Genomic DNA, 24,082 nt, shown 5'->3' with positions numbered 1-24,082 from the left:
CGCTATTCTTTAATGAAAATGAAATCGGATAAACTGGCTAAAAGTTAGATGATTACTAACCAGGGGTTTGTAATATGGATAAACTGCGCGGCATGGAAACGTTTATCGCCGTGGTGGAGAGCGGGAGCTTCACCGTTGCAGCAACGAGACTCGAAATGTCTGCGGTGATGGTGGGTAAATATATTACCCAACTGGAAGCGCAGCTTGGCACGCGTCTGCTGGAGCGTAATACGCGCCGCCAGAGCCTGACCGATGCCGGGCGAGTCTATTTTGAAGAAGCCCGCCGCGTGCTGGAGCAGGTGTCGATAGCCGAACGTTCGGTAGAGCGTTTGCGGCTGGCACCGGCGGGGACGCTACGCATTAGCGCGCCCACTTCTTTTGGCGCTTGCGTGATCTCGCCGCTGGCCGCTGCATTTTTACAGGCCTGGCCAGAGGTGCGCATTGAGCTGGATCTGACCAACCGGATGGTTGATCTGGTGAATGAAGGCGTTGACCTGGCAATCCGTATTGGCGATATCCATCAGACTGACGTGGTGGCAAAATACCTGTGTCCCTACCGTATGGCAATCTGTGCTTCGCCAGAATATCTTGCCCGCTATGGTACTCCCCGGACGCCCGCGGAACTGGTGGACCATCTGTGCCTGTCCCATACCGTGTGGACGGCTCGCAACGAGTGGATACTGCCTGGCGTGACGGGTGAGGTCAGATGGAAACGCGATGCGATCCTGCGCTGTAACGATGGCCACGGCCTGCGTATGGCGGCGGTCGCGGGGGCCGGACTGTTATTGCAACCGGAGGTGTTGCTGGCGCAAGAACTGGCTACGGGGAAATTGATTCGGGTGCTGGAAGGGTTTACGCCGCAGCCGCGGTCGATTCATCTTCTGTGGCGACAGGATTTGCGTCCTCTGCCCAAGCTCACAAGGTTTGTTGAGCACGTGCTGGAAGGAACGCGAAGTTTGCGTTGAAGATGAAAATGCCGGATGGCGCTACGCCATCCGGCTTAATACTAACCGATATCCACCTGCGGTTTGCTGTTACGTTTGCGGATCAGTCGCAGCACTGGCGGGACTACGATAACCAGTACCGCCAACACCAGCAGCACTTTCGCCACGCCGCTGGCCCACAGAATATCCATATTACCGTTACTGATAGACAGCGCCCGGCGCAGGTTCTGCTCCAGCATTTCCCCGAGAACGAAGCCTAAAATCAGCGGCGACATCGGGAAGTGCATTTTACGCAAAATGTAGCCCAGTACGCCGAGGGCGACCATCAGCACCAGATCGAAGGTGGTGCTATGGACGGCATACACGCCAACCGCGGAGACTGCCGCGATAGCCGGTACCAAAAACCACAGTGGGATGGTCAGCATACGGGTAAACAGGCCGATTAGCGGGATGTTCATTACCAGCAGCATCACGTTGGCAATCAGCAGCGCCGCAATCAGCCCCCAGACGATATCCGGTTGTTCGGTAAACATCGCCGGACCCGGTGTAATGTTGTACAGCGTCAGCGCGCCCATCATCACCGCCGTGGTGCCGGAGCCCGGTACGCCGAGCGTCAGCATCGGGATAAAAGAGCCGCAGGCCGAGGCGTTGTTGGCGGCTTCGGGGGCCGCCACGCCGCGAATATCACCCTTGCCAAAGCTGTCGCTGTTGCCGCTGAGCTTTTTCTCGGTCATGTAGGTGATTGCGCTGGCAATGGTCGCGCCAGCGCCAGGCAGAACGCCGACGAAAAAGCCAATCACCGATGAACGCAGGGTTGCGCCAACGCACTGCGCACCTTCTTTGGCGTTAAATAACATGCGGCCCGTTTTACGCACCAGCGTCTGGCCACTGCTGGTATGTTCCAGCATTAACAGTATTTCAGAGACGGAGAACAGCCCAATCACCACCACGATAAACTGCACACCGTCGGAGAGATGGACGCTGTCAAAGGTAAAGCGATAAACCCCGGTATTGGCGTCTACGCCGACGGTCGCAAGGCCGAGACCGATAAGCGCTGCCAGAAATGATTTCAGCGGATTTTGCGCCATCATACTGCCGAGGCAGGCAATAGCGAAAACCATTAAGGCGAAGTATTCCGCCGGACCGAAGGCCAGCGACCATTGGGCTAACGCTGGGGCAAACAGAATGATGCCGCCGATAGCGATAAGCGAACCAAAGAAAGAACTGACCGCCGAGATAGAGAGTGCGACGCCGCCGCGGCCTTGCTGCGCCATCGGATAGCCATCGAGCGCGGTCATAATCGCCGCCGCATCGCCGGGAACATTCAGCAGGATGGAGGAGATACGCCCGCCGTATTCACAACCAATGTAGACGGTCGCCAGCAGGATCAGCGCAGATTCTGCGGGCAGATGCAAAGCGAATGCCAGCGGCAGCAGGATCGCCACGCCGTTAATGGGCCCAAGTCCAGGCAGCAGTCCGACAATAGTACCGACAAAACAGCCAATCAGGGCGATGACCAGGTTTTCCGGTGTCATTGCCACCGCGAAACCCTGAGAAAGATAAATCCAGGTATCCATCGTTTCTCCGTTAACCCAGCCAGGCGCCGAGTGGTAAGGTGACGTCAAGCAGTCGGTCAAAGGCATACCACAGCAGAATGCCAAGCACCGCGCCGGAAATACCCGCAGCCGGGATGGTTGCGCCGAACAGCATGCCAATCACCACGGTGAGAATGGCGGTGGCGATGGGAAAACCGAGCCACTCAAAACCCCAGGCGTACATCAACAAAACAATCACCATCGTTAGCAGCTTTTGCAGCACGTGGCGACGAGGCCAACTGATGGTGTCCGGATGGCGCAACAGCAGCGCCACGGCGCAGACCAGCATCAGGCTGATAATGCCAAGCGGGAAGGGACGCGGCCCAACCGGTTCATAGCTGTATTCGCTGGTGATTTGCCAGGCCACGAACAGCCCGGCTATACAGAGCAACAGCCAGATACCTGCAAAAATACGATCGCTCATCATCTTTGCCTCTGTGCTTATTTCGCCAGACCGAAGGCTTTCGCCTGCTCACGATAATCCGTGACCTGCCTTTTTACGTACTCGTCGAGCTGCTTACCGCTCATGTTGAATTCAAACAGGCCGCGCAGATCGCGCTGCTTTTTAAATTCATCGGTCTGCTGGAGTTTGTTAAAGGCATCAACCCACCACTGATACTCGGCGTCGTTGACTTTGGGGCCCACGTAGAAGCCGCGAATGATGGGCCACACGAGGTCATAACCCTGCTCTTTGGCGGTTGGCACGTTAGCTAACTGACCCGGCAGACGTTCTTCCGAGAACACCGCGAGCACGCGAATTTTGTCGCCGCTGAGATAAGGCACCATTTCACTGAGATCGCCGGAAACCACCTGCACGTGATTGCCCATCAGCGCGGTAACCGGTTCGCCGCCGCCTTCAAAGGCGACGTAGCGCATCTTATGCGGATCAACGTTGGCTTTTTGCGCCAGCAGCGCCGACTTCATCCAGTCCTGGCTACCGATAGAGGCGCCTGCGCCAATGACCACGCTGTTGGGATCTTTCTCCATTGCCGTTAGCAGGTCTTTCAGCGTTTTCCACGGTGAGTCCTGGCGTACGGCAATCATGCCGTAGTCGGTGCCGACACTCGCCAGCCAGCGGACATCATCCACGCCGTAGCGACCAAACTTGCCCTGTGACAGATTCAGCAGTGAGCCGCCGGAGAAGGCCACTACGGTTCCCGCTTCAGCCGGGCGTTGAGCGACGATCGCGTTATAGGCCACGGCGCCAACGCCGCCGGGCATGTAGGTTACGCGCATCGGTTTTTCGATCGCGCCGGTTTCCATCATGCTCACCTGAATCAACTTACAGGTGAGATCGAAACCGCCGCCGGGTTTAGCAGGGGCGATACATTCCGTGCGCGATGGCGCTTGTTCGGCCAGTACAGAGGTACTCATCAGTAAAATGCTTGCAGTAAGGGTACGAAGTAACTGTTTTTTCATTGTTTATCCTCACGCCGGAAAACCGGAATTTCGGGTACGGAAGAAGATTTTTGTGATTATGTGAGCCGATGTGTAGCAGTTCGGTTGCGTGATTGTTAAAACATTAACCTTTCAATTCCCTTTCAATGCGGCAGAAACTTTACAGGATGTGATATGCGTCTCTTATTAGCGGAAGATAACCGTGAGTTAGCTCACTGGCTGGAGAAAGCGCTGGTGCAAAACGGTTTTGCCGTCGACTGCGTTTTTGATGGCCTGGCGGCCGACCATCTTTTACATAGTGAAACGTACGCGCTGGCGGTGCTGGACATCAATATGCCGGGGCTGGACGGCCTTGAAGTCGTTCAGCGGCTGCGCAAACGCGGGCAGACGCTTCCTGTCCTGCTGCTGACGGCGCGCAGCGCGGTGGCCGATCGAGTGAAGGGGTTGAACGTCGGGGCCGATGATTATCTGGCAAAACCGTTTGAAATCGAGGAACTGGATGCCCGACTGCGGGCCTTGCTACGCCGTAGCGCGGGGCAGGTGCAAGGTATACAGCAACTGGGGGAACTGGCCTTTCACGATGAAGGCTATTTTCTGTTGCAGGGGCAGCCCCTGGCGCTCACTCCGCGCGAACAGGCATTGCTGACGGTGCTGATGTACCGTCGATTACGACCGGTTTCGCGCCAGCAGTTGTTTGAACAGGTTTTCAGTCTGAGCGATGAGGTCAGTCCCGAAAGTATCGAGCTGTATATCCATCGCTTGCGTAAAAAACTACAGGGAAGCGATGTGCGTATCGCCACGTTGCGCGGCCTCGGCTATGTGCTGGAGCGTAGCGATGAAGTGGGCTAAACCCCAATCGTTGTATCTGCAACTGCTGATGTTTCTGGGCCTGCCGCTCATGTTGCTGTGGGGACTGTCTGCATTTAACAGTTATGTCAGCGCGCTACAGGCGGCGACGCAGGCATATGACCGAACGTTGCTTTCGTCCGCGAGGACTGTCTCCGAACGACTGGTGGTGCGCAATAAACAGCTGGAAGTAAATGTGCCGTGGGTGGTGCTGGACAGCTTCGAACTCAACATGAACGACAGGTTGTATTACAAGGTGGTCGATCCGATGGGGAAGGTTATCTCAGGTTATGACGATTTACCGGCGATGCCGCCTGCAACCTCGCGTACGCGGCTATATCCGGCGCTGGCGTGGTTTTATCACACTGAATATCGCGGCGAGGCCATTCGCGTGGCGCGTCTGCTGCAGCCCGTCAACGAGGGCGGTATTGCCGGCATGGCGGAGATTTATGTCGCTGAAACGCTGCAATCTCGGCGTTATCTGGCGCGACAGTTGCTGTTTTCCTCATGGGTTTCACAAGGTCTGCTGGTGCTGCTCACGCTGGTGCTGGTTGGCTGGCTGCTGCGTCGGGTGTTGCGTCCGATGCGCCAGTTATCATCGTTGATGGTGCGTCGTGAGCCAGGCCTGTTGACGCCGTTGCCAGAGCTGCTGCCGTGGTCGGAAACCCGTCTGCTGATTGTGGCATTCAATCGTTATCTGGACCGACTTCGCGGCCTGATCTCTCGTCAGGAACGCTTCAGCGCGGATGCTTCACATCAGCTTAAAACGCCGCTGGCGGTGCTGAAAACCCAGGCCTCGGTGGCCCTCGCCAGCCAGCAGCCGCAGCAGTGGTATGAGAGTCTGCAAGCCATGAGCGCCACGCTGGATAACACCATTCAACTGACTGAAAGGCTGTTACAGCTGTCGGCGGTGAAGCGCAAAGAGCAAGGAGAAAGGCACTTCTCGCCGGTTAATTTGTATGAGGTGGTGCAAAGCAGCTGTTTTACCCGGCTGGCGCAGGCGCGTAGTAAAGGGATCGATCTGGGCTATGAAGGAGAGCAGGACGCGGTGTGGATTGAGGGGGATGAAGTTCTGCTCGGCGAACTGAGCGGAAATCTGCTGGATAACGCACTGAAATATACGCCGCCGCATGGCGTGGTGACCGCCCGATTGCTGCGAGAAGGAGAGGCGGTGGTGCTGGTGGTTGAAGATAGCGGGCCGGGTATTGATGAGCAGATGGTGCATCAGGCGCTGCTGCCGTTTCATCGTCTTGATAACGTCGGTAATGTTCCCGGTGCCGGGATCGGACTCGCGCTGGTCAACGATATTGCTCGTCTGCACCGCACGCACCCTCAGCTCTCACGGAGCGAAGCATTAGGCGGGTTAAGCGTGCGTGTGCGATTTTTAAGCGTAGCGAGCTGAAATACCTTTTTGATGATGCGAACGGTATTAATATAATTAAAAGTAATTAATTGTATTGTTATTGTAATTTTAAATTTCGCCGCGAGGCCGTGAATTATATTTTACTTGCTGTATTTAACAGCAATTCTGCGACAATTTAGCGTCAATCAAACTAAACTTTTGCGTTATTTATCATACATAAATCACTTTTCATAGACCACGAATTGTTACCTGTCAATAGCAAAAGTGTTGTTAAAAGTCATCTTTTTTGCTGAATTGGCTAAAACTTTTCTTGACTCAATCCTTATCAAAATCATATGGATATGATTGTGCTCGGGATGTTTATCACAGTAAGAGACATTATTTTTTACATTTACTGACAATGTGCCATTGCGTTTTTTAGACTTGTGATATAATTAGCAACATAAATGAGAAAAAAACAATTAAAGATCAATAAATAATGGGCTGAGATATGCTTAAAAAATCGCTAAAGATTAGCAGCCAAGGATATCCAGTCTTTTTAAAACTGGTCGATTTCATTGTAATCAATGCGACGTTGGTCTTTAGCGCCCATCTGTTAGGTCTGGCGCCATTTAACACCATTGCCATTCTGAGTATTCTCTTCTCAGTCTTTTTCTTGCTGTTTGCTGAATACATAAAAATGTATCAGCAAAAGATCAAGACGATCGGTCTACGTAATCAAAAACGGTTGGTTTTTTGTACGCTGTTGGCGATTTTTTTTAACGAACTGGTCAGCATTACGGTGGCTGAACCCGAATCACTCGGCTACCTCGACAAACTGCCTTCACCATTTTATTCAGCCATTATTTACTGGTACTTTATCCCATTACCTTTTCTTTATTACATTCGCTTTTTCATTTTTAAATATTCAACGAAAAAGAGTATGCGCGTGGCGATTATTGGTCTGACCGACAATGGCCTGGCTGCAGAAAACGCGTTAATGAATGAATACGCCAATATCACACTCGATCTGGCGTTTTATGATGAGCGCGCCTTATCCCGCTGCGGCGATATCGTAGATAAGGTGAAAAGCCCCTTCCGTGGCCCGGTGATCAATCTGGTTGAGGAAGCCCGGCAGGGAAATATAGACGAAATCTACATCGCTTTACCGATGGTCGCTTTACACCGTATTCGCCATTTTTTAGCGATGATGTCGGACACCACTGTAGACACCTATATTGTTCCTGACTTCTATACCTACAGTAACAACATGTCCAAGCTGCGCTCCATTCACAACCTGCAAACTATCGGAATCTTTAGTTCGCCGTTTGAAGGGGCGGGTTCATTTATCAAGCGGGCGGAAGATTTGGTGCTTGGCAGCATCATTATGGTGATGATTTCTTCGCTGATGTTGGCAATTGCCATTGGAATCAAACTCACTTCCCGCGGGCCGGTGTTTTTTAAACAAGATCGGTATGGTCTTAGCGGACAAAAAATTAAGGTCTGGAAGTTTCGCTCAATGCGCGTCATGGAGAACGCCGACACGGTTATTCAGGCTACGAAAAACGATCCACGGGTAACCAAATTCGGGAGCTTTTTACGCCGTACTTCGCTGGATGAACTGCCGCAATTTATCAACGTATTGCAGGGAAGTATGTCGATTGTTGGCCCCAGACCTCATGCGGTTACGCATAATGAGCAGTACCGCAAACAGGTCGAAAATTACATGATCCGCCATAAAGTTAAGCCTGGGATCACCGGGCTTGCGCAGATTAACGGTTTCCGCGGGGAAATCGATGCGCTTTATAAGATGGAAAAAAGGGTTCAGTACGATATTGAGTACATTCAAAACTGGTCGTTATGGCTGGATATAAAAATTATTATTAAAACTATTTTCAAAGGATTTGTCGGTAAGAATGCATACTAAATTACTCGTTATTACCGGAATCGTGATATCGCAGCCCGCATGGGCTGATTTAACACCGAAATCACACATTGGCTTTGCAGGGATCGACTTCCAGAGCAAGGTCGCTGTGGACTATGGTTATAATGATAACGTGACTTATCAGCCACATAGCAGCGATGCTATCGGTTCCTCGTTTCAGAGCGCGGCGCCCGTTCTGAGTATGAGCGGAGAACGCGGTCAGGATAAGTATTTGCTGATGTACTCCGGAGATTATCGTAATTACTCAAGCGATTCCGCGGATAACTATAACGACCATTTTTTTCGTTTTAACGGCGCCTGGCGGTATGGGCTCAAGCATGGCTTAACCCTCAATCTGGAGGATACGCTTGGGCATGAGTCCCGCGGTCGTGGTATCACCGAAGGTTTTCTCCCTGGGCAGTTCGAGCAGTATGGGATTAAATCTCCGCTGACGACGAATTTTATCAACAGTGAATTGCGCTACAGCTACGGCGCACCCGATGGGCGCGGAAAAGCGGAACTGGCGTTGTTGTACAAAAAACTGACCTTCGGCAATACGTCTGATGTCCAGGACAGTAGTGAAGATTTCTACAATTATATTCAGGAACAGGAATGGCACGAAAATAGCCTGGTGGCAGAAATTTTTGACCAATACACATCCAAAACGCGTTTTCGCTATAGCTTTATTACTAACCAGCGTCGCTATGATAACAACTCAGAAAAAGACACTAATGAGTATTATTTGCTGTATGGCCTGAAGTCGCAGTTGACGGGCAAAACCAATGTCGACATGAATATTTCATGGCTGTACAAGACATTTGAAAACAACGCAAACTCGCATGATTTTAATGGTCTAAACTGGGACATAAAAGGGGAGTGGAAACCGTTACAACAGTCTGTTTTCACGGTTCACTCGGCGCAAAGCATTAAAGACCCATCGGAAGTTGGGGGTTATATTTTAGTGACCCAGTATGGTCTTTCTTATCAACATTTCTGGTTAGGCAACCGTTTTTCTACCTTGCTGGATTACTCATACACTTCAGAAGACTATAAAAAACAGAATAAGGATCGGCATGATAAAGATGGGGTATTTAGCGTAACCATGAGCTATGACTACACGCCGTCAGTTAATTTTGAGATTAAATATCAAATAGATACATTGAATTCGAATAAGGATACTGATTCTTTTTATATCGGTCCCAACGACAATCAGGAAGTCATTAGAACGTTGGGTTATGATAATTCTATGATTATGCTTAAAGCTAAGGTTCAGATCTAAAATGAAAATAATAGAACTGTGCGCGGTTTTGCTATTCAGTATCCTGATGGTCGGATGCACAACGTCCAGCCCGAGATTAATGGACGATCCTGCTACTGTTCAGCAGGATTACCGACTTGGGGCAGGGGATACTGTCAATATCGCTGTTCATGGTCAACCCGATATGACGATGCGATTTATTTTGGATAAGAGTGGGGAGATCAATTTCCCGTTTGTTGGCGCTCTTAAATTAAAAGATAAAACTGTCGATCAAGTGACCAACGAATTAACTCAACGCCTGACCGGAGATTATTTTACAACTCCGATGGTGACGGTGAGTATTGCCGAGTTCCGTAAATATTATGTTTCTGGCGAGGTGAAAAGTCCGAATGGATTCGCCTGGGAGCCAGGACTTACCGTCGAGAAATCTATTGCGCAGGCGGGAGGATTTACAGATCGTGCTGACCGAAAAGATATCAACATTCGTCTGTCAGGTAGCAATCAGCTGCTGGAGAATGTTGATTTAACGCACTCTGTTCATCCTGGGGATGTCGTGATTATTGGCATGGGGTTCTTCTGACGATGAAACTATCAATAGTGGAAAACGGCAAAAAACGAGAAAGCACGGTCGAATTCTCCCGCTTTGCCAAAGAGCTGAAAAAGAACGCCTGGAAAATCGCGCTGGCCGGTATTATAGCCGGGGTTGTGGCTTATCCGTTAATCAGCATGATGTCCTCAAAGTATGTTTCAACGGCGACGGTGCTGATCAAAGCGCAGGCCGATAACGTTTCTCCGTTTCCACAGGTTGATGGGTTCGATTCAACGCGCAGTGGTTACTACGAAACGCAATATGCGTTGATGCATTCGCGGATTGTGCTTGAGCAAGCCGTGCGCGATATGAAGCTGGATGAAAACCCGGAGTTTACCGGGGAAAAAGCCGGTGCTCAGGGGGCCGATAGCAGTGAAGGTCGGCAGCTGAGAATGGAGCAAGCGCTGAAAACGTTATCGAAAAACCTGAATGTCATCGGTATTCGCACGACGAATCTGGCTTCCATTACCTATGAATCAACTTCGTCTCAGGTTGCGGCTGATATTGCCAACGGCGTCGCGCAGGCTTTCATCAACTATACGGTGGAACAAAAGCGTCTGAAAGCAGAGAAAGCCCGCGAACTGAATTATGAAAAAATGGAAGAGATTCAGAAGTCGATAGCCAGGCAAAAAGAAGAGATGGACAGCTATCTGAAAAACGCCGGGCTGCTGACCTTCCGCGGTATTGATGGTTTTGAAACCGAACAGTTAAGTATCGTGACCAATCGCCTGGCCGATGCGACCCAGCGTCGTGTTGCGGCTGAATCCGTCTATAACGAGGTGAACGGGGGAGGGAAGTCCGTTGAGAGCGTTATCTCACTGCCTTCAGTCTCTAACCACGCTCAGATCCAGGATTTGCGCATTGCGTTGATTCAGGCGCAGCGTAACTTGTCTGAACTACGCAAAGTGTATGGGCCAAAAAACCCCGCTATTTTAAAAGCCGAGGCCGATGTTCAGTCGATCCAAAGCCAGACAGGACGGGTGTTGGGAGAGCTGAAAGTCGGTTTGCGCCAGCAATATCTGGCGGCGCTGGCGGATGAAAAGAACTATCAGCAGCAGGTGGCGCAGCAGAAAGAGGTCTTCCAGAAAATGGCGTCTAAGCGCGATGCTTATAACAGCCAAAAACTGTCGTTAGATAAAATGGAAGACCTGTATAAATCGCTTTATCAGCGTACTCAGGAGCTATCGCTGTCCGGCGTGAGTGCCGATGCGGTGTTATACGACCCTGCCGTACCCGCGCTAAAACCGGCGAAACCGAATAAATCACTGCTGTTGGTGATGGTGGTCATGCTGGTGGTCGTGTTCAGCATCATGTATTTCATTGTCAAAGCGGCGATGGATAACTCAATCGCAACCCTGAGTCGCATGAAAAAACGGCTCAATGTTGCTCCGCTGGGTGAAATCCGTCGTTTTAGCGGAACTTCTGGGCGCGCGCAGGTGCGGGACATGATCATGAAGAACCCGCTAAATGCCGATATTGTGCACGGTATCCGTACCCGGATTATGCTGGATAATCGACCATTACAGACCCTCGCCGTGGCGTCGGCGGAGCATGGCGATGGGCGTTCTTTGTTAGCGAATCTGTTAGCGAACTCCTTTAGCTTCGACCAGAAAACGCTGCTTATTGATGCGGATTTCTTTAACACTGGCGGGCTCTCTTCAGAGCTGGCATCAGCCACATCCGCAGGCGTAGCGGAACTGCTGCGCGGGGAGACTGAGCTTGAACAGGCGCGGATCACGCTCAGTGATAATCTCGACTTTATCCCGCACGGCAAGAGCACCATCTCTTCTTTACTGATGCTGTCGTCGGAGCACGTTGAACCTTTAATGCGCGAGCTGAAATCGCATTATCAGCGCATCATTATTGATGTTGCTGCTGTGAATCAGAGTCAGGATGTTCAACTGATCAAACGTGCCGTCGATGGGGTTGTTTTCATTGTGAAAGCCGGGGCCGGATCGGCGGGACAAATCGCCAACGCGCTGGATAAGATCGAGGAAAATAACGGTGTTGTGATTGGCGCGGTGCTCAATGCAGTTGAAGAAAAAGATCTTGAGACGCAAGAAGGTCTGCGTTCACTCAACTTCAGTACCGATCAACTGATGACGACGCCAGGCCGCGTATGAGTCTACTGAAGAGCGCTTCCACGATAGCCGGTTCATCAGTCATCTCGCAGTTGATTGGTGCGCTGTCTATCTGGTTGATTTCACACAAGTACGATATGGCTGAAGTGGGGCTTTATGCGCTCAACTACAGCATCGCCGTGGTGGGCGCTCAGGTATGTACCTTTGCATCGCAGCTTTTAATTCCAAAACAGCACGACGACGAACTGGTACAAAACGTTGTGTTTTGCCTGCTCCAAAGCACGATCATTGCCTTACCGTACGCTGTGCTCACCGCGTGGCTGTTTCATCAGAACATCTTGTTCCTCTATCTGCTGACGCTGGCAACAGCATGGGTTTTAATCTCGGAAAACCTGTCGCTACGCACGGCCAATTTTCGTTTTCTGATTTTCCAGCGCATTTCTGTCTCGGTGGTGGTATTACTTTCGGTTCTGGCGACGCATCAGGTGCAACTGTTTTATTGGTCATGGGCCTGTGCAACGATGGCGCTGACCATTAGCTGTATTTTGCACTCGTTTGATATTCGGGCGGTGGCGGCCCGACATCTGCGACCCGCCAGTAATTGGCATTTTTTCAAACAGAATATTCATCACATTACCAAAGTGGGCAGTGCGGAAGTGCTGGCGATGGCCAGCAGCAATTTGCCGGTTATGCTGATTAACTTTTGGTTCTCGGCGCTGACGGCGGGTTATTTTTCCGTGGTTAGCCGCTTTTGCCTGGCGCCGGTGGTGATCATTGGCAACGCGGTGCGCAATACTATTTTTTCCAAGTGGTCTATCGATTTCAGAAATAACACCTTTAATTATCAGGAATATACCAGGGTGCGGATGCTGCTGTTGGTGCTGGGTGTCATCTGTACCCTTGGGGTGTTTATTTTCTATCCGATAGTGATGCGTCTGGGCTTTAGCGAAGACTGGATTAACTCCATTGAAACGTCGCGCTACATGTTGCCCTATTTGTTCCCGGCACTGGCGATAAGCCCTCTGACGGTGATTGAACTTATTTTTGGCTCCCACCGCTATTTTCTGCGCATCCAACTGGAACAGCTGGCGATCGTGTTATTCGCTTTTGTCGTCATCCCCTATTTTTATAAAGATTATGCCACGTCGGTTATCCTGTTTTCTTCACTGACATTTATTCGCTACGCCTTCATTTATCTGAAAATGAATAAGCGAGCCAATCTCCTGAAAGATAAGCCGGTGATACTATGACGCTGAATACCGGATACTATTTGCAGGTTTATACCTTTGTCACGCTAATCCTGTGTGGTCTGGTGCAATACTTTACCGGCATGCAGTCGGTGCTGTGGATCCCCTTTTTCCTGACCCTGTTGATGGTGGGATTATTGGTGATGCAGACGCGTGATAGCTCGCTGCAACTGGATGCGCAGGAGACGATTGTCCTGGCGTTGTATTTCTCGTTCCTGGTGCTGGCAGGAACATCGACGCTGATTCAGGGCGGGATCACCGTCGCGATTGTGGCATTTAAAAACGAAATTGCATTGTCGCTGGTGATGATCTGTTTGCTGCTGGGATTTTGCCGGGAATCGCAGATTTATCGGGCAACGCGCTATCTGTATTGGGTGTTTTACGCGCAGATCCCGGTAATGATTTATCAGGTTTTACTGGTCGTTCCCCAGCGCGTCGCGGTGCGTGGTGAAGATGAGAAATGGGACTCCGTGGTTGGCACGTTTGGCGGAGACCCCATGGGGGGCGGTAACACTGCCGCGATGGGCCTGTTTTGCCTGTTGATTATGTTGTTAAAAGTCTCTGAGTATAAGCATGGGCTGACCTCGTTTAAGTCAATGGCGTTGCACATTGTTCTGGGGATCGGGCTTTGTATCATTGGCGAAGTGAAGTTCGTCATTCTGCTTTCGCCTCTGTTTCTGGCGTGGGTGTGGATCTCACCGAGCTACGTCAAAGACGTTAGTAAGGTCAATCTGAAGACGCTGTTGGTTATTGTGGCAGGTATGTTACTGCTGATTAGCCTGTCGATCGTGATCCTCGCGTACTATTATTCTTCCGCGTTTGGCGGCGATCCCTCGAAAAGCTCGCTAAGCATTTTCATCGACTCCTTAAGCTATATTTTTGACCCGAACTACATTATGTCTACCGGGGAGTTAGGGCGCTTTACGACGTTTTTGTTCTGGTTAAAAAATAACGATCTGTGGGGGCTTTCAGGAACGTTATTTGGTTACGGGCTCAACGCCACTAACAGCGGGAGTACGGTGTCGCCGGGCTTTTTGAATATCATCTATAACTTAATTCTCGACTCGACTTCCCTGAGTATGCTGCTGTGGGAAGTTGGGGTGATCGGCACGTTACTCTTTATTAGCTTATTCATTTATATCCTGAAAGTTTGTCAGCCAAAGCCATTACTGACGCTTGAACAACTGGACCAGCAGGACCTCCAGTTATTGAGCTTTGCACCGGCGTTTAACGCTTTTGCTATCAGTTGCTTAATTAGCTTACCTTACAGCCAGATACTGATGATTACACCGATGTTACAATTCCTGTTCTATTTATCACTAGGATCAAGTTTAGTGATTCGTCGAACCGTCCTTCGCTGTGTAGGGTAATTGTATGGACCAAAAACCGTTTATTTCAGTGAGTATTAAAACACTCAATGAATCTGAATGTATTGAGAAAACGATCGACAGTATTCGCCGGCAGCTTGTTGATTATCCACATAAAATTATAGTGGCAGATAGTCTGTCAACGGATAACACCCAACAGCTTGCTATCGATAAAGGGGCGACCGTGGTGTCCTTAACTAACCCAGACGATCGCTGCTGCGGCGTCGGGCATCAGTTAGGTTACCTGTATAGTGAAGGGGAATATCTGCTACTGATGGATGGTGACATGGAGCTGGAAGAGGGCTTTGTGGATCAAGCTGTCGCATTTTTGCAGACTGAGCCGGAATATGCAGGCGTCGCGGGAACCGTTGAAATGGACGATGCCGTTAACTATGAATTTAAATCGCGTAAGCAGCGTATTAATAAAATTTATCCGCTCGGGGATAGTGACCATTTAGGCGGTGGCGGGTTATATCGTCGATCTGCAATTGAAAAAATTGGTTATCTTACCAACCGTAATTTGCACGCTTATGAAGAAGCCGAACTGGGCCTGCGTTTGCTCGATGCGGGTTATAAACTGCGTCGTCTGAATATTCCGTATTTTATTCATACTTCCCATACTATGCCGACCTTTCAGATGCTCAAGCACCGCTGGAAAAGCGGATACTATCAGGCTCCGGGCGAGCTTTTACGTTGTGCCTGGGGAAAACCTTATTTCGGCAAAGCGTTAAAAATGGTCAGGAACGAGGCGATTTTTTCTGTTTATTTGATTGCTTTGTTCATTGCGGCGGTGACCTTCAATCTCGAACTTTTCGACATTGCATTTTTGCCGTTGCTTGCGTTTATTGTCCTGAAAACCGTGCAGAATCGATCGTTATTGAACGGATTGCAGAGCGTAATGAACCTGGCCGTGCTTTCTGCCGGATTGGTTAAAGGCTTGACTAAACCAGTACGCGATCCGTTGACTCCGCCTGACAGTAAAATCATTCATGAATAACTAAGGCTGGCGCAATGAAAGTTTTATTAGTGAATAAGTTTTTTTTCATTAAAGGCGGCGCGGAAACGGTTTATTTTCAAGAGCGCGATATGCTGAAACAGGCTGGTGTGCAGGTTATTGATTTCTCGATGCAGCATGAGAAAAATTTCCCTTCAGACTATGCGGATTATTTCGTCAGCAATGTGGACTATCACAAAGAAAGCAATCTGCTGGGTGGGCTCAAAACGGCGGTTAACTTTATTCATAATTCGCAGGCCTGCAAAAAGATGCTGGCGCTACTACAAAAAGAGCGTCCGGATATCGTCCACTTTCATAACATTTACCATCAGTTAACGCCGGCGTTAATTAAAGTTGCCCGCAATTTTGGCTGCAAAACGGTGCTGACCGCGCATGACTATAAGATAGTCTGTCCCGCCTATTCCATGCTGCGCGACGGCAAGGTGTGTGATTCCTGTATCACCGGAACGGTTTTTAATGCTTTCAGGTATCGTTGCCAGGAAGGGTCTGCCTCAAAAAGTCTTCTGCTCTCTTTGGAGGCGACCTGGCAGTATATTGCGCAAAATTACCAGGCTCTGGATGTGATCGTTTCGCCAAGCGTCTTTTTACGTGGGGTTTTACTGCGTACGCTGCCGAATTCGCGTATTGATGTCATCGTCAATGGCGTTGATGACAGCCGTCCCCTGGATGAGGTAAGCGACGAGGGTTATATGCTGTACTTCGGTCGTCTGAGCCGTGAAAAAGGTGTGGCAACGCTGTTGGCGGCGCATGAGAAAATGCAGAACAAAGCGCTGCTGAAAATTGTGGGTCACGGTCCGCTGCACGATGAGTTAGCCGCCAAATACCCGGACGTTGAGTTTTTAGGTTATGTGCAACAAGGGGAAGCCCTCGACAACCTTATTAAACATGCGCGGGCGGTGATCCTGCCTTCAGAATGCTATGAAAACTGTTCAATGGCGATATTAGAGGCGATGTCCTTAGGCAAGCCGGTTATTGGGTCGCGCATTGGCGGCATCCCCGAACAAATTCGTGACGGTATCGAAGGGATTTTATTCGAACCGGGCAATGCGCAGGAGTTAGCTAATGCGATGGATGCCCTGGCCGACTCGCCAGAGAAAGCGCGGGTCATGGGCTTACTTGGTCGTGCGCGGTTGAGTGAAAAATATGCGCTGAGTAAACATATGGATACCCTCCAGGCGCTCTATAAAGAACTGCTGAGCAGGCCATAGTATGAGTAAAAAAATAACGGTTTTTGGAACGCGTGGTATTCCCGATGTATTGGGCGGTGTAGAGACACACTGTCAGAATCTATATCCTGCCATTAAGCAGCAGTTCGACGTGGATATTTGCGTGATTGCTCGCTCGCCATATGTAAATTACAAACGATCGGTATATAAGAAAGTCGAAACCTACGCGCTGTGGGCGCCCAAAAAGCGCTCGCTGGAAGCGATTGTCCATTCCGTTTTAGCGGCGTTTAGGACAAGTATCGACCATTCGGATATTGTGCATGTCCATGCTATTGGACCAGGCCTTGTGATCCCATTATTACGCGTGTTAGGGAAGAAGGTGGTTTTTACCCACCATGGGCCCGATTACGATCGGCAGAAATGGGGTTTCGTTGCCAAAAAAATATTGCTACTCGGTGAGCGTTGGGCGGTGAGATATGCCAACGAAGTGATTGTGATTTCTGACGTTATTAATCAACTGATCCAGAAAAAACATGGTCGCTATGATGCACATTTAATTCACAATGGCGTAAACGAGCCGCGATTGTTATCTGATCTGACCATCGACAATACGCTCTCCCGCTTTGGGCTGCAGCCGAAAAACTACCTCGTGGTGGTTGGGCGATTTGTGGAAGAAAAAGGGATGCATGATGCCATCGCCGCCTATCAGCGTAGCGGTTTGACCATGCCGTTAGTGTTAATTGGCGATGCGGATCATCCGACAGAATACAGCGTGCGCCTCAAAAAGCTTGCCGCGGACACGCCAGGCGTCGTGATGACCGGTTTCTTACGGGGTGATGAGCTGCAGGCGGTATTTTCGCAGGCCAGGCTGTTTGTGATGCCTTCATACCATGAAGGATTGCCCATTGCGCTACTGGAAGCGATGTCATTCTCTCTTCCTGCCGTCGTCAGTGATATTCCGGCTAATCTTGAAGTTCAACTGCCCGCCGAGGCCTATTTTAAGGTGGGGGATGTGGCCAGTCTGGCCGAGAAATTAACCCAGTGGGCGACAACCAATAGCGTGGACTATCGTGTATATTTACAAAACTACAATTGGCATGAAATCGCCAAAAAGACGGTTAACGTCTATCACTCTATTGATAAAGATATAGGTTAATTTTGACCAGTCCTCAAAATCGTCCTCCCGTCATCGAACGATTTTATTCTCATCTTGATGAGTCGATTGTTGAGGGGTTGACCCCTGAACAAAAGGAAGGGGTGGAAAATGCTATCCTGGCATCGACGCTGGCTTCGCGGCATCAGATCGATATTCGCCGAAGCTTTCCTTTTTTCAGTAAGCGTTATTATCTGGTTTTTTTGTTTGGCAGAGATTTACGCCGCCAGCACCGCCAGGAATCGACCCTGTCGAGAATGTTGCTCACTTTTTTGCTGCTGATTGCCGTGTTGTTCGTCACCTGCTGCGTATTGCTGACGCTGTATATGATCAAATCCGCGTTAGGTATTGATGTGTTCCAAAATTTTCATGTAGGTATCTGGGACTGGTGGTTAAGCCTGAAAGACCGCTAGCGTTAACAAACCTGTGGAGGGCGTCACTGCGATGAAGTGTAAATGGGTTTCTGCGCTGTTGTTGATGTCCTTTCCGTTGACGGTCATTTCCGCATTAACGACCGTTACCCCCAAAGCATTGACTGGCCCGCTGACCAATCCAGGGATTGGCGTGGCAAGTTTTCATCAGGGATACGGTGAAACGCTGGGGCTGGCTGATTATCCCAACACCGGGTTTGAGTACGAGCGGTTTTACTGGCGAGACCTGGAGCCCATTGAAGGTCAGTACAATTTTGCGCTGGTGGATGATGCCTTCAAATACGCGGCGGCGCATCGTCCCGCGATGAACGTTGGACTGCGGTTTATGGCGCTAGCTGACCCGGGGGATGGTACAAAAATTCCCGACTGGCTGATTAAAAAAGGCGTGAAAGGCACCTGGACGCCTGATAACAAAACATTTATTCCAGATTTAGACGACCCTCTGTTTATTGAGTACAGCCAGCGTCTGCTGAACGCATTCGGAATACGCTACGACGGCAATGAGAATCTTGCGTTTGTGGATATCGGCATGGTGGGGGCATGGGGTGAATGGCATAACAGCAATTTCTCTAATCTGCAGCCACTGCTGGAACGGTACACCACCGCGCAGTTGGACCGCTACGTCGCAATGCATTTTTCTGCCTTCCCTTCGACGCCGAAAATTATGTTAATGAGCGGTGGGCAAAGCCTGGCGAATGCGGTGGCGCGCGGTGCGGGATGGCGGGCGGACTGCTGGGGCGATCTGCGCGTATTTTCAAACACCTGGAACCATATGGCTGATGATTATCCGCAGCGAATATTGGCCGCGCAGCAGAGTTATTCAGGGTTTAATGACGCCTGGAAACGTGCGCCGGTTAGTCTGGAAATCTGTTCATATATGCAGGATTGGAAGAATACCTTCCACTATACGCGCGCCGAAGTGCAGGGCATTTTTGACTGGGCGATCAAGCAGCACGCCAGCACTATTAACCTGAAATCGAGGGCGATTCCCAGCGATTATCGACCGATTGTTGACGATGCGCTGAGTAAACTAGGCTATCGGTTTCGCTTAGCGTCTCTAAGCCATGAATCCGTGTGGGACGGCGGACAAACGCTGACATTAAACAGCACGTGGTATAACGAAGGTATCGCCCCGATTTATCTGCCCTACACGCTGGCATTTCGTGTGGTGGATAACGCTAATAAAGTGGTGGCGCAGGGGAATGCGGCGGATGATATACGACGTTGGCTCCCGGGTGTTTATCAGGTCAGCTATGCCTTGCCCATGCCGGGAGGACTGGCGAAAGGGCAATACGCGATTGAGGTCGCGATGCTGGATAAATCCGGTGCGCCGAGAATTAACTTCGCCAACCAGGGTAAGCAGAGCAGCGGCTGGTATCGCGTATCAACGATAACGGCACGCTAACCCAGCACGGCAACGCGCCTGGCGGTCAGGCGCGTTGCCGCATACATCAGATGTGATACCCATTCGGGTTATTTTTTTGCCAGTTCCACGTGTCACGCATCATTTCATCAAGGTTATAGATGGCCTTCCAGCCTAACTCTTTGTATGCCAGTGACGGGTCAGACCAACATTCGGCAATGTCGCCAGGTCTTCTGTCGACAAACTGATAGCTTATTTTTGTCTGCGCCGCTTTTTCAAACGCCTCAATCAGATTAATTACGGAATAACCGACTCCGGTACCGAGATTAATCACCTTGTAGGCAGCGCCTTTGTTCTGGCAATCCAGTGCGGCTAAATGGCCGGTCGCTAAATCCATTACGTGGATATAATCACGCACGCCGGTGCCGTCGGGAGTGGGATAATCATTACCGTACACCGACACGGTTTCCAGCTTACCAATCGCGACCTGGGAGATGTACGGAACCAGGTTATTAGGGATACCGTTAGGATCTTCACCAATCCGACCCGATGGATGGGCGCCGACCGGGTTGAAATAGCGCAGGCAGGTAATGCGGAAATCGGGTTGCGCGCGTGAGAAGTCGGCCAGAATTTGTTCGACCATTAATTTAGAGGTGCCGTACGGATTGGTGGTTCCGCCCGTACGCGATTGCTCGCTCAGCGGTACGCTTTCCGGATTGCCATATACCGTAGCTGATGAGCTAAAAATGAATCGATTAACGCCTGCGGCCAGCATCTCATCCAGTAAAACCAGCGTACCGGTGACGTTGTTTTCATAGTAGGCGAGGGGGTCTTTTATCGACTCTGAAACCGATTTTAGCCCGGCAAAATGAATGACATCGGAGATGTTATGGTTGGCGAAAATATTTTTCAATGCCTGTCTGTCGAGAACATCGGCGATATAGACAATGGGTTCTCTTCCGGTGAGCTCCGCGACCCTGTCCAGCGAGATTCGGCTCGCATTCGCCAGATTATCGATGACTACGACATCATCGCCTCTTTCCAGTAGCGTTAACACAGTATGTGAACCAATATAACCTGCACCACCAGTGACAAGAATTGCCATACAGACTCCAGAAAAATGCTATCAAAATGGGCATTAATTCACGTCACTGCCCTGGAAGAAGGTTATGGGTGACGCCTGGTAAGATAATAGTTACGATACCTCACCATACACTTGTAAGATATTTTTTTAAGTATAGATAAAAAGCTGAATTTGTTTATTTTTGTATCATAAGCAATAAAGTTACTTGAGAAATTCAGCGTGTGAACACCGTCACTGTGGTTGATCGACGAGTTGATTTGTTCGATCAGATTCTCATCAAAATTAGCGTTATTCAGGGTGACTAATTCCTTGATGTAGATAGATTTTCCATAGGTTTCAGGCGTGCATTCCTGGGTGAGGAAATACATTTTGTTATCGACAAGATAAGGAGCGCCCGCTCCACGGTGATGAGGGTTGCTCACTTTCAAGGCAGGAGTAATTCGCTGCCACTGTCCGTAAAGATGCTCTGCTGAATGAATAATTATTTTATTATCCATGGTGGTGGACATCAGATAGCAGGTCTCATTCATTGAAAGAAAAATGTTATCGGTTACTTCGGTATCAGAGATTAGAACTTTAATTTGCTTCCAGCGAGCTGGAAATTCTACCGACTGAAACAGTATTACTTCTTTTCTTTCTGATGACTCAGGAATCATGAAGAGCTGATCGTTGATATTAATCAGGAAAGGAAATGACAAATGACACATCAGGTCGTCAAAACCTTCGAGCTTCACATCATCAATTTCAGTCAGTTCACGATCAAGAATGCGGCATCGGAGCGTGCCTTTCGAGTTGCGAAAGCTAAAAGCTTCATAAAAAACATAGAGTTTGTCGTCTTTTTCAATAAGAAAAGGATCGGCCTGAAACGTATATTTCTTTTTTAACTGCTGTGCGGCTGATTTACTTAATATTTCCAGCGTATTATTTGGGAATAAGTGTGTGCCGTGATCCTTAATAATCATGATATCCCACGACTCATGATAGAATAACATATTTATTATTCTTTTTATTTTTGCTTGCATTCGTACCGGCTCCTTTTATCGCCTGCACCATGTATGAACGGCCGTTTGCGACTCAGTGCATGAGACCTGCCGCAATGTTATATTAATGTGCGAAAACCGATGTGGGAACACCAGTGGCTATTTTAAAGCTAGTCGCAAGTGTGTTTTTTGTCTATAGCACAAAAGTAGGTAAAAGCTATCCAGAGCATCCTTGCTCCAGTGAATGATTTACTCGAAATGCACCTGCGGGTTATCTGCAAGAGAAACGTAGGTTTTGCTGTTTTTATCCAGGGTACGGATTTCACCGCTTTCGATGTCATAAACCCATCCGTGCAGACGAAGCGCGTTGTTTCGCAAGCCAACCGCGACACAAGGATGCGTTTTAATGTTGTTGAGCTGTGCGATAACGTTCTCTTCCACCATGGCGTTAACTTTATCGATTGGGTTATCCCAGGTTTTCTTATCGACCACGGCTTTCGCGGCATCGGCATAGTGCAGCCAGTGAGCGACAGCAGGCATCGGATCCAGAGGCTGGCTATCGGCAATGGCTTTCATCGCGCCGCAGTTGGAGTGCCCGCAGATGACGATATCCGTCACGCCAAGTGCCACTACCGCGTATTCAATAGTCGCGGAAACGCCGCCTGGTTCCGGTCCAAAAGACGGTACGATATTCCCGGCGTTACGGATAACGAAAAGCTGTCCGGGCTCTTGCTGAGTAACGAGTTCTGGCACCAGACGGCTATCGGAACAGGAGATGAAAAGCGCTTTAGGATTCTGGCTGGACGCCAGGCTGCGAAAGAGTTCCTTACGTTGAGGGAAAATCTCTTTTTGGAAGTTGAGGAAGCCCTCAATGATATGTTGCATAGCAGTGTCTCTTTTCTCTGTTTAAGCAGGTTATGATGAAGATCACACTTTCCAGTTTAACACCAGCCGACGGAAGGGAAAGAGTTTATAGCAGTTCTGCAACATCTTTGGATAATTTTGCCCCACCGTAGTGGGGCGAATAGTTTGCTGTGCGTTATGCTCTCTGCCGTTTTTGGTACGCCGCTTTAAGCCGGTTCATCGCTTCTACCAGTACCGGGCGCGGGCACCCAACGTTGAGTCTCATGTGACCCTCGCCGCCGGGGCCATATTGCGCGCCGGGCGACAGACCAAGCTTTGCTTCATGCACAAAAAAAACGTTTAGCTGTTCATCGCTAAGATTCATCTCTTGTGCGTTCAGAAACAGAAGATACGATGCGCCGCCATACACAATTGAGATTAAAGGGCAGTGCTGTTCAAGTTCACTTTTAACAAATGCCACATTATCGGCCAGGTAGGCTAATAATTTCTGGTGCCAGTCGCCGCAATGGGTAAAGGCGCTGTAAATGGCTGCCTGCTGTAAGGAATGCGTCTCGGCAAGGTAGCAGTTATCCAGGAAACCATAAAACTGATGGCGTAATTCATCATTTTTAATAATGGCTATTCCGCCCTGGATCGCAGCGGTATTGAAGGTCTTGCTGATAGAGGTCAGCACGATTGATTGGCTGCCTGCCGCTTCGTCGAGAGTAAAAAACGGCAGATGGCGCTTGCCAGGCAGCGTTAAATCACTGTGCACTTCATCAGACAGAATAATGACGCCAGCAAGCTTGCAATAGTGACTGACTTTTTCCAGCGTTTCTCGCGACCACACCATACCGCCCGGATTATGCGGCGAAGGGAAAAGAAACATTTTGCACTGCTTGAGCTTCTCGCTGAAATCATGCCAGTCAAATTCGTAATGACCGTCTTTTTCAATGAGGCGCGTTTGAATCAAATTCCTGCCGCTGGTTTTTACCAGATTAGGATAGGGGTCATATATTGGCGTACAGGTTAAAATATTATCGCCCGGACGGGTAAGCGCCATTAAAGAGAGTACGATAGTTTTTATGACACCGGGAATAAAATGTAACCAGTGCGCCTTGATGTCAGTATCATACTGTTGTTTATACCAATCGATAACGGACTCTTTCCATTGTGGATAATCCATGTTATAGCCTTGTACCGGTTGTGACACCACCGAACGCAACGTGCTCATGATTGGCTCTGGCGTTACAAAATCCATATCTGCAATCCACAGCGGTAATACATCGGTGGTACCGTACATCTGTTGTAATTGTCCGTATTTACGGCAATTCACATCCCTTGTGACAATATCATCAAACAAAGACATTGCTGACTCCTGGAAAGTCTCTGAAAATAATTTAAGCAACGCAATACAGCGAAGAATGTTTATGTATATCTAATAGATATAGTAATT

The 24,082-nt window shown here is 49.5% G+C and carries 21 protein-coding genes; 14 read left to right on the top strand and 7 right to left on the bottom strand.

Going from position 1 to position 24,082, the window contains the following annotated elements; all coding sequences use genetic code 11:
- The first annotated feature begins 74 nt into the window (after positions 1-74).
- Positions 75-965, top strand: coding sequence for a LysR family transcriptional regulator (locus LA337_17805; protein UBI15008.1), 891 nt, complete (start codon positions 75-77; stop codon positions 963-965).
- Positions 966-1,006: 41 nt separating this feature from the next.
- Here the strand turns inward: LA337_17805 and LA337_17800 are convergent, their stop codons facing one another.
- The 3 genes from LA337_17800 to LA337_17790 are packed head-to-tail and all read right to left on the bottom strand — an operon-like array spanning position 1,007 to position 3,958.
- The gene (locus LA337_17800) at positions 1,007-2,521 is read right to left on the bottom strand and encodes a tripartite tricarboxylate transporter permease (protein UBI15007.1); all 1,515 of its coding nucleotides are present in this window, start codon (positions 2,519-2,521) and stop codon (positions 1,007-1,009) included.
- Between the two features lie 10 nt (positions 2,522-2,531).
- Positions 2,532-2,966 carry a tripartite tricarboxylate transporter TctB family protein gene (locus LA337_17795; GenBank protein ID UBI15006.1) on the bottom strand — a complete coding sequence of 145 codons (435 nt, stop codon included), beginning with the start codon at positions 2,964-2,966 and terminating at the stop codon, positions 2,532-2,534.
- A 14-nt stretch (positions 2,967-2,980) separates the two neighbouring features.
- A complete protein-coding gene (locus LA337_17790; protein UBI15005.1) occupies positions 2,981-3,958 on the bottom strand; it encodes a tripartite tricarboxylate transporter substrate binding protein in 978 nt (325 codons plus the stop codon).
- A gap of 153 nt (positions 3,959-4,111) precedes the next feature.
- On the opposite strand from LA337_17790, the gene tctD reads away from it, so the two are divergent.
- From tctD to LA337_17725, 13 genes are all read left to right on the top strand, one after another.
- A complete protein-coding gene (tctD, locus tag LA337_17785; protein ID UBI15004.1) occupies positions 4,112-4,786 on the top strand; it encodes a transcriptional regulator TctD in 675 nt (224 codons plus the stop codon).
- On the top strand, positions 4,773-6,185 hold the full coding sequence (locus tag LA337_17780; protein ID UBI15003.1) for a sensor histidine kinase: 1,413 nt from the start codon (positions 4,773-4,775) through the stop codon (positions 6,183-6,185). Before tctD ends, LA337_17780 begins: the two co-directional genes overlap by 14 nt.
- Positions 6,186-6,636: 451 nt before the next feature.
- Positions 6,637-8,052 (top strand): undecaprenyl-phosphate glucose phosphotransferase, encoded by a 1,416-nt coding sequence (locus LA337_17775; GenBank protein ID UBI15002.1) that lies wholly within the window; start codon positions 6,637-6,639, stop codon positions 8,050-8,052.
- Entirely contained in the window at positions 8,042-9,328 is a 1,287-nt protein-coding gene (locus LA337_17770) for an outer membrane beta-barrel protein (GenBank protein ID UBI15001.1), read from the top strand. Before LA337_17775 ends, LA337_17770 begins: the two co-directional genes overlap by 11 nt.
- 1 nt (position 9,329) lies before the next feature.
- Complete coding sequence (locus LA337_17765) at positions 9,330-9,887, top strand: polysaccharide export protein (GenBank protein ID UBI15000.1); 558 nt, start codon at positions 9,330-9,332, stop codon at positions 9,885-9,887.
- Positions 9,888-9,889: 2 nt separating this feature from the next.
- Positions 9,890-12,019, top strand: coding sequence for a capsular biosynthesis protein (locus tag LA337_17760; protein UBI14999.1), 2,130 nt, complete (start codon positions 9,890-9,892; stop codon positions 12,017-12,019).
- Entirely contained in the window at positions 12,016-13,227 is a 1,212-nt protein-coding gene (locus LA337_17755; protein ID UBI14998.1) for an oligosaccharide flippase family protein, read from the top strand. Before LA337_17760 ends, LA337_17755 begins: the two co-directional genes overlap by 4 nt.
- Positions 13,224-14,594 (top strand): capsular biosynthesis protein, encoded by a 1,371-nt coding sequence (locus LA337_17750; GenBank protein UBI14997.1) that lies wholly within the window; start codon positions 13,224-13,226, stop codon positions 14,592-14,594. Before LA337_17755 ends, LA337_17750 begins: the two co-directional genes overlap by 4 nt.
- 4 nt (positions 14,595-14,598) lie before the next feature.
- Positions 14,599-15,588, top strand: a complete 990-nt coding sequence (locus tag LA337_17745) for a glycosyltransferase (protein UBI14996.1) — start codon at positions 14,599-14,601, stop codon at positions 15,586-15,588.
- Positions 15,589-15,602: 14 nt separating this feature from the next.
- Positions 15,603-16,814 (top strand): glycosyltransferase family 4 protein, encoded by a 1,212-nt coding sequence (locus LA337_17740; GenBank protein UBI14995.1) that lies wholly within the window; start codon positions 15,603-15,605, stop codon positions 16,812-16,814.
- 1 nt (position 16,815) lies between these two features.
- Positions 16,816-17,928 (top strand): glycosyltransferase family 4 protein, encoded by a 1,113-nt coding sequence (locus tag LA337_17735; GenBank protein ID UBI14994.1) that lies wholly within the window; start codon positions 16,816-16,818, stop codon positions 17,926-17,928.
- Positions 17,929-17,930: 2 nt separating this feature from the next.
- Entirely contained in the window at positions 17,931-18,338 is a 408-nt protein-coding gene (locus tag LA337_17730; protein UBI14993.1) for a hypothetical protein, read from the top strand.
- 31 nt (positions 18,339-18,369) lie between these two features.
- The gene (locus LA337_17725; protein ID UBI14992.1) at positions 18,370-19,761 is read left to right on the top strand and encodes a DUF4832 domain-containing protein; all 1,392 of its coding nucleotides are present in this window, start codon (positions 18,370-18,372) and stop codon (positions 19,759-19,761) included.
- 46 nt (positions 19,762-19,807) lie between these two features.
- Here LA337_17725 and galE read toward each other — a convergent pair whose 3' ends face one another.
- The 4 genes from galE to LA337_17705 form a co-directional block, all read right to left on the bottom strand.
- Complete coding sequence (gene galE / locus LA337_17720) at positions 19,808-20,824, bottom strand: UDP-glucose 4-epimerase GalE (GenBank protein ID UBI14991.1); 1,017 nt, start codon at positions 20,822-20,824, stop codon at positions 19,808-19,810.
- A 62-nt stretch (positions 20,825-20,886) separates the two neighbouring features.
- Positions 20,887-21,825 (bottom strand): hypothetical protein, encoded by a 939-nt coding sequence (locus LA337_17715; GenBank protein UBI14990.1) that lies wholly within the window; start codon positions 21,823-21,825, stop codon positions 20,887-20,889.
- A gap of 207 nt (positions 21,826-22,032) precedes the next feature.
- Positions 22,033-22,668 (bottom strand): carbonic anhydrase, encoded by a 636-nt coding sequence (locus LA337_17710; GenBank protein ID UBI14989.1) that lies wholly within the window; start codon positions 22,666-22,668, stop codon positions 22,033-22,035.
- Between the two features lie 154 nt (positions 22,669-22,822).
- A complete protein-coding gene (locus LA337_17705; protein UBI14988.1) occupies positions 22,823-23,995 on the bottom strand; it encodes a PatB family C-S lyase in 1,173 nt (390 codons plus the stop codon).
- Between the last annotated feature and the right edge of the window lie 87 nt (positions 23,996-24,082).

The sequence above is a fragment of the Citrobacter europaeus genome, assembly GCA_020099315.1.
Lineage (GTDB): Bacteria > Pseudomonadota > Gammaproteobacteria > Enterobacterales > Enterobacteriaceae > Citrobacter > Citrobacter europaeus.
Note: the sequence above shows the minus strand (reverse complement) of the source record. Positions and strands in the feature narration are given on the sequence as shown.